We start from the raw sequence: 13,065 nt of genomic DNA, 5'->3' as shown, positions 1-13,065 counted from the left end.
GGTGGTTGTCAGAACGCGTAGGGAATACTGATTTTGGCCCAGAGCATCTCGCCCTCGGGGCGGTTCTCGACATCAAATTCCTTGGCCCAGCGGATCTCCGCGCTGGCGTATTTGAGGAAGGTGAAGTGCAGCGCCGGGCCGATCGCAAACACCTCGCCGCGCACCCCGTCGTCCACGTCTTGCCCGGCGAATTGCACGGTGCGGCCAAACTGTTTGTCGTCGGTGGTCTGTTTGAGGTAGTAGCCGTTGAGGCCGAGCATCAGGTCATCGGTGAGCTTGTAGCTGGCCGAGTAGTCGAAGTGGAAAATCTGCCCGGATTTGTAGTCGGTGTCCTTGTTCTTCTCGTTGAAGCTGTAGGTGGTCTTCATCGAGACTTCGGTCTTTTCGGTCGGCAACCAGGTAAACGAGAACAACGGCTTGTAGGTGTAGAAATTGTTGCTGGTGTTGGCCAGCCGATCGACGCTGTATTCGCCGGTGGGTACGGTGATTTCCAGTGCGGCGCCGAGGGTCAGGTCCTTGCCCATGTCCCACAGGATGATCGGCGCGATGGTGGTGTCGCCCATGTCTTCGCGGGTGTCGCTCAAGCCGAACACTGACACTTCCTGCTTCAGCCACGGTTGCGCGATGTACCCGGCCAGGCGTCCGCCAAAGATCCGCACCGGACTCAAGTAATCGATGCGCGGAATCACCGCCGTCGACTCGATTTCGACATTCGGCACCTTGCCGCCCAGCGAGCTGATATTGAGCTTCCTGGCCTTGTAATGGTTGTAGTAGACGTTGAACGCGACCATGTTTTCCGGAAGGCTGTCGACCTCCATCGGCAGCATGAAGAAGCCGTCGGTGCCGGTACCGATGTTATCGACGCCGGCCTCGGTGGCCAGGGCCGGAAGGGTCGCGGTGCAGCCCAGCAAAATCAGGGCCAGACGCAGGGGCAATGCCGCGTGGTTGGGGTGCATATCCGTCCTCATTATTATTGTTTTGGAGCGCAACGCGGGCACGCAGGTCGCCCGGCACGATAGAAATAAGCGCTCTGGGCCCGACGGGGCAGGGTATTGGCGGACAGTTAGGGGGACTTCTGCGGACACTCGACAAACCCTGTGCTAACTTCCTTCGACATAACCGGTAACAAAAATAACAATCAAGCGTGATCCGGAATGTCAGCCCACATGAACGTAAAAGTCCAAGACCCGACCTTTGAACTGGCGCTGGTGTCGCCATTTCTCCTGCAAACCCTCGCCGAAGTCGCGCAGAACAAAGGCGTCGATCCCGAAAGCTTGTGCCGTGGCCTGGGTTTTACCCTTGAAGATCTGCAGGACCCGGCGCAGCGGATTTCCTATCGTCAGGCCGTGGCGATGATCCAACGCGCGCTCAAAGCCCTGCCAAACCAAGGGTTGGGCCTGTGGGTCGGCGCGCAGAACGTACTTGGCACGCTGGGGCTGCTCGGGCACGTGCTTTCACTGAGTAAAACCTTGCGCGATGCGTTTGCCGTGGGGATTCGCCATCAACACACCTCGGGCGGGATCGTGGTTTCCAGCGTCGATGTGGTCGGTGATCAGGTGCACCTCGATGCTGAATGTCGTCTGCCATTCGCCGATGTGCAGGTGTTCGCGGTCGAGGAGTTCTTTGCCAGTTTGCTGGTGTACGGCCGCGCGTTGGCGGGTGCCGACTTCAAGCCGATCGCTGTGGAATTCGTGCATGCGGCGCCGGATTACCTGAGTGAATATCAGCGTCTGCTTGGGCCGCAAGTGCGCTTTGGTTGCTTGCACAATCGCATGCTGATTGATGTGCAATGGCTGGACGTCAACCTGCCCAATCATCATTCACTGGCGTTGCGTCAGGCAGTCGCGTTGTTGGAACTGGAAGCGGCGCAGGTGCACCAGAAAATCGACCTGATTCAAGCCGTGGAGCGTGCGATCGCCCGCGACCTGAGCCGGGGCAGTCATATCGAAAAGATAGCCGGCGACCTGAACATGAGCAGCCGCACTTTACGGCGACGGCTGACCGAGCATGCGCTGACCTTTGAAGCGTTGCTGGAACAAGTCCGGCAGGCGCGGACGATGAGTCTGCTGGCAAATCCCGACATGCCGATCGAGCGGATTACCGAAGAGGTTGGCTACAGCGATGTGCGCAGCTTTCGCCGGGCGTTCAAGCGCTGGACGGGGCTGAGCCCGAGTGCGTGGCGCGTCGAGACCAGCATGACGCTTTAGAAGATCAAAAGATCGTCCGATCGCGGCCCGAGCCTTCGGCAGCTCCTACAGGGGTTCGTGTAGGAGCTGCCGAAGGCTGCGATCTTTTGATCTTGCTTCAACCACACAAACTGTCTGGCTACAGGTAAACTCCGCGCACTTTTTCAAGGAGTTCACATGAGTCACTACCAGCCGGGCATTCTCGCCACCCCCGTTCCATTGCAAGCACGTCATTTGTTTTTCGCCCTGGCCTCGATTGAAGCCTTGCCGCAGGCGATCGACAACCTGCTGAGCCTGGTGGACGGCAAGTCTGCGGTGGTCGGTTTCGGTGAATCCCTGGCCAAGGCCCTCAACGTGGAAATCGCCGGTCTGCGCAGTTTCCCGGCCATGAGTGGCGTGGGCGTGAACAACCCGTCCACCCAGCATGCGCTCTGGGTCTGGTTGCACGGCGTCGACCGTGGCGACCTGCTCAATCGCTGCAACGCCATTGAAGCTGCGTTGGCTCCGGCTTTGCGCCTGGTAGAGATGCAGGAAGCCTTCCGCCACAAGGACGGTCACGACCTGACCGGCTACGAAGACGGTACTGAAAACCCTCATGACGAAGCCGCTATTGCTGCCGCGTTGCAGAGCGAAGGCGCTGAAGGCCTGGTCGGTGGCAGCTTCGCCGCGATCCAGCAGTGGCAGCACGACCTCAAGGGTTTCCACAAACTGTCCGCCGACGACAAAGACAACATCATGGGCCGTCGCCTGAGCGATAACGAAGAGATCGACGACGCGCCGGTCTCCGCTCACGTCAAACGCACCGCGCAGGAAAGCTTCGCGCCTGAAGCGTTCGTCGTGCGTCGCTCGATGCCGTGGATTGAAGGTGACCGCGCGGGGCTGATGTTCCTCGCGTTCGGTTTCTCGCTGGATGCCTTCGAAGCCCAGTTGCGGCGCATGAGCGGTCTGGAAGACGGCATCGCCGATGGCCTGTACCGCATCAGTCGGCCGATCACCGGCGGCTATTACTGGTGCCCGCCGCTCAAGGACGGTCATCTTGATCTGCGTGCCTTGCGCATCGGCTGATTCTGCATAAGGACTAAAGATGAACGTGGTGCGCTGGGGCATGATCGGTTGCGGCAGTGTCGCGGAACGCAAGAGCGGGCCAGCCTTTTACAAGGCGCCAGGGTCCGCACTGGTGGCGGTGATGGGCCGACGCCTTGAAGCCGTGAGTGATTACGCCGCGCGCCACGGTATCGCTCGGGTTTACACCGACGTCGATGCACTCATCAACGATCCCGAAGTGGACGCGGTGTACATCGCCACGCCGCCCGACAGCCACCGCGATTACAGTCTGAAAGTCGCCGCCGCCGGCAAACATTGCTGCGTGGAAAAACCCATGTCACTCAACGCCGGCCAAAGCCGCGAGATGCAGCAGGCGTTTGCCGACGCCGGTTTGCACCTGTTCGTTTCGTATTACCGCCGCTCGTTGCCGCGCTTCGCGCAGGTGCGGCAATGGCTGGAACAGGGACGGATCGGCGAAGTGCGGCATTTGAGCTGGACGCTGACCAAGGCACCGTCGCCGGCGGATGTGGAGGGCCGCGACAACTGGCGCACCGACCCGGCGGTAGCGGGCGGCGGTTACTTCGCGGATTTGGCCAGCCACGGTTTCGACCTGTTCCAGTATTTGCTCGGCGACATCGTCGAGGTCGCCGGTTTCACCGCGCGGCAGGCCGGGTTGTACGCGGCGGAAGATGCGGTCAGCGCCAGTTGGCGCTTTGCCTCTGGGGCGCTGGGCATGGGCTGCTGGAGTTTTGTTGCCGATCGGCGCGAGGATCGGGTCGAGATCATCGGCAGCCTCGGTCGGATCAGCTTTTCAGTGTTTGATGAGCATCCGGTCGAGCTGCATGCCGATGAGCAGATCAGCCTGGACATTGCCCATCACGAACACATTCAGTGGCATCACGTGCTGGGCATGAATGCACATATTCGTGGTGAATCGGAGCATCCGGCGATGGCCGAACAAGCGCTGAAGACCGATTGGGTCATGGACCAGATCCTCAAGCGTCACTGAATCTCAGACGTCACCCAATCCCACTAGGTCGGCTTAGGCCGACTGGCGGTGCTTGTCAGGAAAATCCCACAGGAGTACAAATGTACTCCATGACAAACCTGACTCCCCGCCGTACCGCCATTCTGACTTTTATCCGCGAACGCATCGCCGAACACGGTCAGCCCCCAAGCCTCGCTGAAATCAGCGAGGCTTTTGGTTTTGCCTCGCGCAGCGTGGCGCGTAAGCATGTGCTGGCGCTCACCGAAGCCGGGTTTATCGAGGTCAACCCGCATCAGGCGCGGGGCATTCGCTTGCTCGGGCAACCGGCGCGACCGGAGTTGCTCGATATTCCCGTGCTCGGCCGGGTGGCCGCCGGTGCGCCGATTGGCGCCGATGCCGATCTCCATAGCCGTTTGCTGCTCGACCCGGCGCTGTTCTCCCGTACGCCCGACTACATGCTGCGGGTGCAGGGCGATTCGATGATCGAGGACGGCATTCTTGACGGCGATCTGGTCGGTGTGCGGCGCAATCCCGAGGCGCTCAACGGCCAGATCGTCGTGGCGCGGCTCGACGGTGAAGTCACCATCAAACGCTTTGAGCGCACGGGCGACGAGGTTCGCCTGCTGCCGCGCAACCCGGCCTACCAGCCGATTGTGGTGCGTGACGATCAGGATCTGGCTATTGAGGGAGTGTTCTGCGGTCTGGTGAGGCAAGGCTGATGGGCGCCGTCGTTGCGTTGGATACGCTGTTCAATGGCGGCCAGGTCTGGAAAGGCCGGCCTGCGCCACCGGCCGCGAGCCCGCAACCGACCGGGCATGCCGCACTGGACGCAGCGTTGCCCAGTGGCGGCTGGCCGGAAGCGGCGCTGAGTGAAATCCTCCTGGCCGGCCCCGGGGTCGGCGAACTGCAACTGGTCTGGCCGACGCTGGCGCGGCTGTCGGCGGCGGGCGAGCGCATCGTGCTGGTGGCGCCGCCGTTCGTGCCCTACCCGCAAGCGTGGGAAAACGCCGGGGTCGATCTGCGACAGTTGTCGGTGATTCAGGCCAGTGAGCGCGATGCCTTGTGGGCGGCGGAACAATGCCTGCGCTCCGGCAGTTGCGGCGCGGTGCTGTGCTGGCCGCACAAGGCTGATGACCGCGCGTTAAGGCGTTTGCAGGTGGCGGCGGAAACCGGCCAGACCCTGGCCTTTGCCTGGCGCTCGCTGAGCGAGGCGATCAACCCGTCACCGGCGGCGTTGCGCATTGCCATTGATGCCAAACCTGCCCAGTTGCGCGTGCTCAAATGCCGTGGCGGCCTGGCTCGCGCGACGCCCATTGCCTTTGCCATAGGTCACTGAGGTCGTCATGCGCTGGGTGTGTATTCTGTTCCCGCAATTGGCCCTCGACGCCGTGCTGCGTCAGCGCCCCGAACCCGATGAGCCGCTGGTGCTGCTCAGCGGTCCGGCCCAGCGCCGGGTGCTGCAAGCCGTGAATGGCGCGGCGCGCAAACTTGGCTTGCGCCCCGGCCAGTCCATGACCGCTGCGCAAGCCTTGAGCAAAGGCTTTGCCACCGCCGATTACGACGTCGCCGAGGTCGAGCACTGGCAGCAGTTTCTCGCCGCATGGGCCTATCGTTTCAGCTCACAGGTCAGCGTGCATTATCCGCGTACCGTGGTGTTCGAGATCGAATCGAGCCTGGGCCTGTTCGGTTCCTGGGCGCAGTTCGAAGTGCGGTTGCGCAAAGAGCTGACCGAGCTGGGTTTTCGTCATCGCATCGTCGCCGCGCCCAACCCGGTGGCGGCACGAGTACTGGCCAATGCTTATGACGGTTTGGTGGTGCCGGACGGTGAAGCCTTGCAGCATCACCTGGGGCAATTGCCCATCGACCGCGTCGGCCTGGAGCCACACGTGGCTACGGCATTGTCGCGCATGGGCCTGCGCAGTCTCAGTCAGGTGCAGAGCCTGCCGCGTCAGGCCTTGGCACGGCGCTTCGAGGCGCAGATGCTCAAGCATCTCGACACCTTGTTTGGCGCACGTCCGCTGGCATTGGCGTTTTATCTGCCACCGGATCGTTTCGATGTGCGCATCGAACTCAATTTCGACGTGCAGTCCCATCAGGCGCTGCTGTTTCCACTGCGGCGCCTGACCGGCGATCTATCGGCGTTCCTGTGTGGGCGCGACAGCGGCGTGCAGCGTTTCGATCTGCATCTGGAACATGCCGGGTTGCCGGATACGCTGATCAAGGTCGGCCTGCTCAGCGCCGAGCGCGACCCGGCGATGCTCTTCGAACTGGCCCGTGGCCGACTGGAACAAGTGCAGGTCGAGGCCCCGGTGCGCGGCTTCCGGCTGCGGGCCGAAGATCTGCCGAGTTTCGTGCCGCAGTTTCAGGAATTGTTCGACGACCGTCCGCAGCAGACCTTGCCTTGGGAGCAATTGCGCGAACGCCTGCGCGCAAGGCTGGGCGACGACGCGGTGCAAGGCCTGCGTTTTCAGGCCGACCATCGTCCGGAGTGCGCGTGGCAAAACGCCGTCGACAAACAGCGCTGCGCCGGTTTGCCGAGTGTTCAGCGTCCGGGCTGGTTGCTGGGCGAACCGCAGAGCGTACCGGAGGGTGCGGCACGGATCCTCATGGGGCCTGAGCGCATCGAATCCGGCTGGTGGGACGGTGACGATGTGCGCCGCGATTACTACCTGATCCAGAACCGCGCCGGGCAGCAGGGCTGGGCCTATCGGGCGGTGGGCGAGGGCGGCCCGTTGTGGCTGCAGGGCTGGTTCGCATGAACGATGGCTACGCCGAACTGCACTGCCTGTCGAACTTCAGTTTCCAGCGCGGTGCTTCCAGTGCGCTGGAGCTGTTCCAGCGGGCGAAAAAGCACGGCTATCAGGCGCTGGCGATCACCGATGAATGCACGCTGGCCGGGATCGTGCGTGCCTGGCAAGCGGCGAAATCCGTTGAACTGCCGTTGATTATCGGCAGCGAAATTCGCATCGAAAACGGCCCGAAACTGGTGCTGTTGGTGGAGAACCTTGCCGGTTATCAGGCACTGTGCGGCCTGATAACCCGCGCCCGGCGGCGTACGCAAAAAGGCCAGTATCAGGTGCTGCGCGAGGACTTCAGCGAGCCGTTGCCGGGGTTGCTGACGCTTTGGGTGCCGGACAGCGTCGATGACGTGGAAGAGGGGCGTTGGCTCCGGCAAACCTTCGGCGAACGGCTGTGGCTGGCGGTGCAATTGCATCGCGGGCAGGACGATCAGCGGCGATTGGCGGCGTTGTTGAGCCTGGCCGCTGAGTTGGGGATTGCCGCGGTGGCCAGTGGCGATGTGCACATGCACGCCCGTGGCCGGCGTGCCTTGCAGGACACCATGACGGCAATTCGGCACCACGTGCCCGTGGCCGAAGCCGGATTGCGCCTGCACCCCAATGGCGAACGGCATCTGCGCAGCGTCGAGGTGCAGCGGGAACTGTATCCGCCGGTGTTGCTGGATGAGTCAGTCGCGCTGGCTCGGCGTTGTACCTTCGAGCTGAGTCAGTTGCGTTATCAATATCCGAAAGAGCTGGTACCGGACGGACACACCGGCAGTTCCTGGTTACGGCACCTTACTAAAGCGGGCATCGCCTGGCGCTGGAAACAAGGCGCGCCCTTCAAGGTGCTGCGGCAGATCAACAAGGAATTAAAGCTGATCGCCGAACTCGGTTACGAGAGCTACTTCCTCACGGTGCATGATGTGGTGAACTTCGCTCGCGAACAGCACATCCTCTGTCAGGGCCGCGGTTCGGCGGCCAACTCGGCGGTGTGTTTTGCCTTGGGCATTACCGAGATCGATCCGGATCGCACCACGCTGTTGTTCGAACGCTTCATGTCGAAAGAGCGCAACGAGCCGCCGGACATCGACGTCGATTTCGAACACGAACGTCGCGAAGAAGTCCTGCAGTACGTGTTTCGTCGTTATGGTCGCAACCGTGCGGCGTTGACGGCGGTGGTCAGCACTTATCACGCGGCCGGCGCGGTACGTGATGTGGCCAAGGCCCTGGGCCTGCCGCCCGATCAAATCAACGCGCTGGCCGATTGCTGCGGCCATTGGAGTGATGAAACGCCGCCGCTCGCGCGTTTGCTCGAAGGCGGCTTCGACCCCGACAGTCCGGTGCTGCGCCGGGTGCTGAGCCTGACCGGGCAACTGATCGGTTTTCCCCGGCACCTGTCGCAACATCCCGGCGGTTTCGTGATTTCCGAACAGCCGCTCGACAGTCTGGTGCCGGTGGAGAATGCGGCGATGGCTGACCGCACGATCATCCAGTGGGACAAGGACGATCTCGACGCGGTCGGGCTGCTCAAGGTGGATATTCTTGCGCTGGGCATGCTCAGTGCGATTCGCCGCTGTTTCGACCTGCTGCGCCGTCATCGCCATCAAGACCTGACACTGGCGACGATTCCTGCCGAAGACAAACCGACCTACGAGATGATCAGCCGTGCCGACACCATCGGCGTGTTCCAGATCGAGTCCCGCGCGCAGATGTCGATGCTGCCGCGCCTGAAACCGGCGGAGTTTTACGATCTGGTGATCGAGGTGGCCATCGTCCGGCCGGGGCCGATTCAGGGCGGTATGGTCCATCCGTACCTGCGCCGCAGAAACAAGGAAGAGGCGGAAACCTATCCTTCGCCGGAACTGGAAGTGGTGCTTAAACGCACCCTCGGCGTGCCGCTGTTTCAGGAACAGGTGATGCAGATCGCCATCGTCGCCGCCGACTACAGCCCCGGCGAGGCCGATCAGCTGCGCCGCTCCATGGCTGCCTGGAAACGCCACGGCGGGCTGGAGCCGCATAAGGAACGACTCGCTGCCGGCATGAAGAAAAACGGCTACACACCGGAGTTCGCCGCGCAGATTTTCGAGCAGATCAAAGGCTTCGGCAGTTACGGTTTTCCCGAATCCCACGCCGCCAGCTTTGCCTTGCTGACGTATGCCAGTTGCTGGCTCAAATGCCATGAACCCGCGGCGTTCGCCTGTGCGCTGATCAACAGCTGGCCGATGGGGTTCTACAGTCCTGACCAGATTCTGCAGGACGCGCGCCGGCATCAGTTGCAGATCCGTGCGGTGGATGTGCGCGCCAGTGACTGGGATTGCAGCCTGGAACCGATCAGCGGCGCGCAACCGGCGATCCGCATGGGCCTGCGGATGATCAAGGGTTTTCGTGAGGACGACGCCCGGCGTATCGAGGCGGCGCGGGCACGCGGAGCATTTGCCGATGTCGCCGATCTGGGGGAGCGCGCCGGGCTCGACAGTCGGGCGCAGGCGTTGCTGGCAGATTCCGGGGCGTTACGCGGTCTGGCCGGACATCGGCATCGGGCGCGCTGGGAAGTGGCCGGGGTGCAGAAACAGCTTGGGTTGTTTGCCGGGTTGTCGAGTCAGGAAGAGCCTGACGTGGTGCTGCCCAAACCCAGTGTTGGCGAGGACCTGCACGCGGATTACACAACGGTCGGCACCACGCTGGGGCCGCATCCGCTGGCGCTGCTGCGCAATGAGTTGAAGGCGCGGCGCTGCCGCAGTTCGCAAGAGTTGCTCGATATCGAGCACGGACGCCCGGTCAGCATTGCCGGATTGGTCACGGGCCGGCAACGTCCGGGCACTGCCAGCGGCGTGACGTTTGTCACGCTCGAAGACGAGTTCGGCAACGTCAACGTGGTGGTCTGGCGCGACCTCGCCGAGCGTCAGCGCCAGGTGCTGGTCGGCTCGCAACTGCTCAGGGTCGATGGCCGCTGGGAACGCGAAGGCGAAGTGCGCCACCTGATCGCCGGACGCCTGAGTGATCTGAGCCCGCTGCTCAACGGCATCCGCGTGCAGAGCCGCGATTTTCACTGATCCGCTTTATATCTGCCGACACGAATCATTCGGGTGCGCGAGGACGAACCAGTCACGGTCATTTTGAGCCGATTAATTGGCGTCAAAAAAATCTGTCGCGAATGATGGCACTTTGTCATAATGCCGCCCCTTTTCCGCTCCCCACCGCTTTGCCGTGCCGGGACACACCGTTTTTCAAGAAGGAATACACAGTGAGAATGATCTCCCGGATGTTGGTCTCAGGCGTTGCAATTGCGGTACTCGGCACGCTGGCTACCTCGCTCACCGGTTGCGCTACCGAAAGCTCCCGCGCGTTGCCGGTGGCCAAGGTTGAAAGTGCTTCTCAAGTCTGGACCGGCGTTCGCGTGCCGATGGCGGTGGGCAAGTTCGACAACCGTTCCAGCTATATGCGCGGGATCTTTTCCGACGGCGTTGACCGTCTCGGCGGTCAGGCCAAGACCATCCTGATCACGCACTTGCAGCAGACCAACCGTTTCTCCGTGCTGGATCGCGACAACATGGGCGAAATCCAGCAGGAAGCGGCGATCAAGGGCCAGGCCCAGCGTCTGAAAGGCGCCGATTACGTGGTCACCGGTGACGTCACCGAGTTCGGCCGTAAAGAGACTGGCGATCACCAATTGTTCGGCATTCTCGGCCGTGGCAAGACCCAGGTCGCTTACGCCAAGGTCAACCTGAATATCGTCAACATCAGCACTTCGGAAGTGGTGTATTCGACCCAGGGTGCAGGCGAGTACGCCTTGTCCAACCGCGAAATCATCGGCTTCGGCGGCACCGCTGCCTACGACTCCACCCTCAACGGCAAAGTCCTGGATCTGGCCATGCGCGAGGCGATCAATCGTCTGGTGGATGGCATGAACGCCGGTGCCTGGAAACCGGGCAACTGATCGACGCCCATTGCAAGGAGCAACAACACATGAATTTGACTCTGTCGCGGTCGCTGCTGGCCTTGACCCTGGCCGCCAGCACCTTGCTGGCCGGTTGTGCCGGCCCGAAAACCCTGTACCAGTGGGAAGGCTACGAACCGCAGGTCTACGAATACTTCAAAGGCGAAGAGCCGAAAGAAGCCCAGGCCGAAGCGCTTGAGCGTGACCTGCAAAAAATCCGCTCCACCGGTAAGGCCGTACCACCGGGTTACCACGCGCACCTGGGCCTGCTCTATCTGAGCATGGGCAAGGATGATCAGATGGTGCAGCAGTTCCGCACCGAAAAGACGCTGTTTCCCGAGTCCGGCACGTACATGGATTTTCTGCTTAAAAACGCCAAGACCGGAGACGCCAAATGATTCCGCGTGCAGTGAAACTGCTGGTCGGCGTGCTGGCGCTGAGCGTGCTCGGTGGCTGCGTCAAGCCCAAGACCGTGGACTATTCGGCGTACAAGCAGGCACGGCCCAAGACCATTCTGGTATTGCCGCCGCTGAACACTTCGCCTGACGTCAAAGCATCTTACAGCCTGCTGTCGCAGGTAACGTTTCCACTGGCCGAGGCCGGTTACTACGTGTTGCCGATCACACTGGTTGACGAGACCTTTCGCCAGAATGGTTTGACCACGCCGGATGATATTCACCAGGCTCCGGCGAACAAGCTGCAGGAAATCTTCGGCGCCGATGCGGCGTTGTATATCACCGTGACCGAATACGGCACGCGTTACATGGTGATCAGCAGCGAAACCGCAGTCACTGCAACGGCGAAACTGGTTGACCTGAAAAGCGGCACCACGCTGTGGACCGGCTCGGCCCGTGCATCGAGCGAAGAGGGCGGTAACAACGGTGGCGGCGGCCTGATCGGCATGCTGATCACGGCGGCGGTGAAGCAGATCATCAACAGTTCCACCGATGCCGGTTTCCCGATTGCCGGCGTGGCGAGTAACCGCCTGCTGTCGGCCGGGCATCCGGCAGGTCTGTTGTACGGCCCGCGTTCGCCGAAGTACGGCACGGACTAAAAACACCGATCAAAAGATCGCAGCCTTCGGCAGCTCCTACATTTGGAATGCATTTCCCTGTAGGAGCTGCCGAAGGCTGCGATCTTTTGCTTTCAGGGGGATCTCTCCACTCCCAGTGCCTCCGTCCGCGCTTGCAACGAGCGCATCAGCGGCAACGCTACCTCGCCCCATCGACTTACAATCAAGACCCTGCATCTTCCGGCCGAAGGCGATATTCTGCGCGACAGTTCATGCGCCACTGCTGCGTTGCCAGCACTGAAGGAGCTTTCGAATGACCGAGAAAAAACCGGAAACCACGGTCGACCGTGTCTACCAAGGGGTTTACGAGGCGATCAGCAAGCGATCGCTGCGTCCGGGGATGAAACTGGGCGAAGCCTCGCTGGCGGAGTTATTTAATGTCAGCCGCACGTCGGTTCGCGCCGCGCTCAAGCAATTGGAGGCCGACGGACTGGTGACGACCGAGCCCAATAAAGGTGCGTCGGTGTCGTTGCCGAGCAATGAAGAGATCCGTTCGCTGTTCGAAACCCGGCGCTTGATCGAGATCGGCATCGTCACTGAACTGTGCCGCCGCAAGGACACCGCAGCGATGCAAGAGCTGCGTGAACACCTGCTGCTGGAGGAAGAGGCCCACGCGGCCGGGGACCATCCGCGGCTGATTCACTTGCTCGGCGAGTTCCACATCAAACTCGCGCGCAGCCTGAACAACCCGGTGCTGCTCGACTGGTTCCAGAAGCTGATTTCCCGCGCCTCGCTGTACATTGCCGCGCTGGACGACGACAGCCATGAGGCCTGCCGCGACAACGAACACCTGCGCCTGATCGAATACATCGAGGCCGGCGATCAGAGCGCTGCCATCGAGTTGACCTGCACGCACCTCAACGGTATCGAGAAGGCGATTCTCGACGTCGCCGCGAAGATGAAAACTGGCTACCATCCGCTCAAACACCTGATCGGCGTTTAATCCTGAGCCGGCCTTGAAATCGGCTATACCTCTAATGAAACCAATGAGTCAGACGATGCTCGAAACAGACGTGCGATCGCAGAGATCTGGTTTCGCGATCATTCGGGCAAACACA

General features: G+C 61.6%; 12 protein-coding genes. 11 read left to right on the top strand and 1 reads right to left on the bottom strand.

Annotated features, from left to right (window positions below; genetic code table 11):
• Positions 1-8: 8 nt before the first annotated feature.
• Positions 9-956: a SphA family protein gene (locus tag JJD74_RS16070; protein WP_200615398.1), complete on the bottom strand. Its 948-nt coding sequence runs from the start codon at positions 954-956 to the stop codon at positions 9-11.
• 210 nt (positions 957-1,166) lie between these two features.
• On the opposite strand from JJD74_RS16070, the gene JJD74_RS16065 reads away from it, so the two are divergent.
• From JJD74_RS16065 to JJD74_RS16015, 11 genes are all read left to right on the top strand, one after another.
• Positions 1,167-2,207 (top strand): AraC family transcriptional regulator, encoded by a 1,041-nt coding sequence (locus JJD74_RS16065; RefSeq protein ID WP_200615395.1) that lies wholly within the window; start codon positions 1,167-1,169, stop codon positions 2,205-2,207.
• A 156-nt stretch (positions 2,208-2,363) separates the two neighbouring features.
• Positions 2,364-3,251 (top strand): Dyp-type peroxidase, encoded by an 888-nt coding sequence (locus tag JJD74_RS16060; protein WP_115147030.1) that lies wholly within the window; start codon positions 2,364-2,366, stop codon positions 3,249-3,251.
• A 19-nt stretch (positions 3,252-3,270) separates the two neighbouring features.
• On the top strand, positions 3,271-4,239 hold the full coding sequence (locus tag JJD74_RS16055; protein WP_200615387.1) for a Gfo/Idh/MocA family protein: 969 nt from the start codon (positions 3,271-3,273) through the stop codon (positions 4,237-4,239).
• A gap of 80 nt (positions 4,240-4,319) precedes the next feature.
• Positions 4,320-4,937, top strand: coding sequence for a transcriptional repressor LexA (gene lexA, locus JJD74_RS16050; protein ID WP_047301573.1), 618 nt, complete (start codon positions 4,320-4,322; stop codon positions 4,935-4,937).
• Positions 4,937-5,554 (top strand): translesion DNA synthesis-associated protein ImuA, encoded by a 618-nt coding sequence (imuA, locus tag JJD74_RS16045; RefSeq protein WP_047301571.1) that lies wholly within the window; start codon positions 4,937-4,939, stop codon positions 5,552-5,554. The genes lexA and imuA overlap by 1 nt, the downstream gene beginning before the upstream one ends.
• A gap of 7 nt (positions 5,555-5,561) precedes the next feature.
• Positions 5,562-6,977, top strand: a complete 1,416-nt coding sequence (locus JJD74_RS16040) for a Y-family DNA polymerase (protein WP_042559438.1) — start codon at positions 5,562-5,564, stop codon at positions 6,975-6,977.
• On the top strand, positions 6,974-10,051 hold the full coding sequence (locus JJD74_RS16035; protein ID WP_200615384.1) for an error-prone DNA polymerase: 3,078 nt from the start codon (positions 6,974-6,976) through the stop codon (positions 10,049-10,051). Before JJD74_RS16040 ends, JJD74_RS16035 begins: the two co-directional genes overlap by 4 nt.
• A 197-nt stretch (positions 10,052-10,248) precedes the next feature.
• On the top strand, positions 10,249-10,935 hold the full coding sequence (locus tag JJD74_RS16030; protein ID WP_162184601.1) for a CsgG/HfaB family protein: 687 nt from the start codon (positions 10,249-10,251) through the stop codon (positions 10,933-10,935).
• 29 nt (positions 10,936-10,964) lie between these two features.
• Positions 10,965-11,333: a DUF4810 domain-containing protein gene (locus JJD74_RS16025; protein WP_047301565.1), complete on the top strand. Its 369-nt coding sequence runs from the start codon at positions 10,965-10,967 to the stop codon at positions 11,331-11,333.
• Positions 11,330-11,989 (top strand): DUF799 domain-containing protein, encoded by a 660-nt coding sequence (locus tag JJD74_RS16020; RefSeq protein WP_042559434.1) that lies wholly within the window; start codon positions 11,330-11,332, stop codon positions 11,987-11,989. Before JJD74_RS16025 ends, JJD74_RS16020 begins: the two co-directional genes overlap by 4 nt.
• Before the next feature lie 271 nt (positions 11,990-12,260).
• Positions 12,261-12,950 carry a GntR family transcriptional regulator gene (locus JJD74_RS16015; protein WP_042559433.1) on the top strand — a complete coding sequence of 230 codons (690 nt, stop codon included), beginning with the start codon at positions 12,261-12,263 and terminating at the stop codon, positions 12,948-12,950.
• Positions 12,951-13,065 lie beyond the last annotated feature (115 nt).

The organism is Pseudomonas sp. MF6776 (assembly GCF_016613125.1).
In the GTDB taxonomy this organism is placed as follows: domain Bacteria; phylum Pseudomonadota; class Gammaproteobacteria; order Pseudomonadales; family Pseudomonadaceae; genus Aquipseudomonas; species Aquipseudomonas iridis.
The sequence above is the reverse complement of the archived record's forward strand: the minus strand, read 5'-3'. Positions and strand labels throughout refer to the sequence as shown.

Excerpts from the sequence above, each read along its gene's own strand:
- JJD74_RS16030 (WP_162184601.1), top strand. The coding sequence starts at position 10,249 with ATGATCTCCCGGATGTTGGTCTCAGGCGTTGCAATTGCGGTACTCGGC.
- JJD74_RS16040 (WP_042559438.1), top strand. The coding sequence starts at position 5,562 with ATGCGCTGGGTGTGTATTCTGTTCCCGCAATTGGCCCTCGACGCCGTG.
- JJD74_RS16070 (WP_200615398.1), bottom strand. The coding sequence starts at position 956 with ATGCACCCCAACCACGCGGCATTGCCCCTGCGTCTGGCCCTGATTTTG.
- JJD74_RS16020 (WP_042559434.1), top strand. The coding sequence starts at position 11,330 with ATGATTCCGCGTGCAGTGAAACTGCTGGTCGGCGTGCTGGCGCTGAGC.
- JJD74_RS16025 (WP_047301565.1), top strand. The coding sequence starts at position 10,965 with ATGAATTTGACTCTGTCGCGGTCGCTGCTGGCCTTGACCCTGGCCGCC.
- JJD74_RS16015 (WP_042559433.1), top strand. The coding sequence starts at position 12,261 with ATGACCGAGAAAAAACCGGAAACCACGGTCGACCGTGTCTACCAAGGG.
- imuA (WP_047301571.1), top strand. The coding sequence starts at position 4,937 with ATGGGCGCCGTCGTTGCGTTGGATACGCTGTTCAATGGCGGCCAGGTC.
- JJD74_RS16035 (WP_200615384.1), top strand. The coding sequence starts at position 6,974 with ATGAACGATGGCTACGCCGAACTGCACTGCCTGTCGAACTTCAGTTTC.
- JJD74_RS16065 (WP_200615395.1), top strand. The coding sequence starts at position 1,167 with ATGAACGTAAAAGTCCAAGACCCGACCTTTGAACTGGCGCTGGTGTCG.
- JJD74_RS16055 (WP_200615387.1), top strand. The coding sequence starts at position 3,271 with ATGAACGTGGTGCGCTGGGGCATGATCGGTTGCGGCAGTGTCGCGGAA.
- JJD74_RS16060 (WP_115147030.1), top strand. The coding sequence starts at position 2,364 with ATGAGTCACTACCAGCCGGGCATTCTCGCCACCCCCGTTCCATTGCAA.
- lexA (WP_047301573.1), top strand. The coding sequence starts at position 4,320 with ATGTACTCCATGACAAACCTGACTCCCCGCCGTACCGCCATTCTGACT.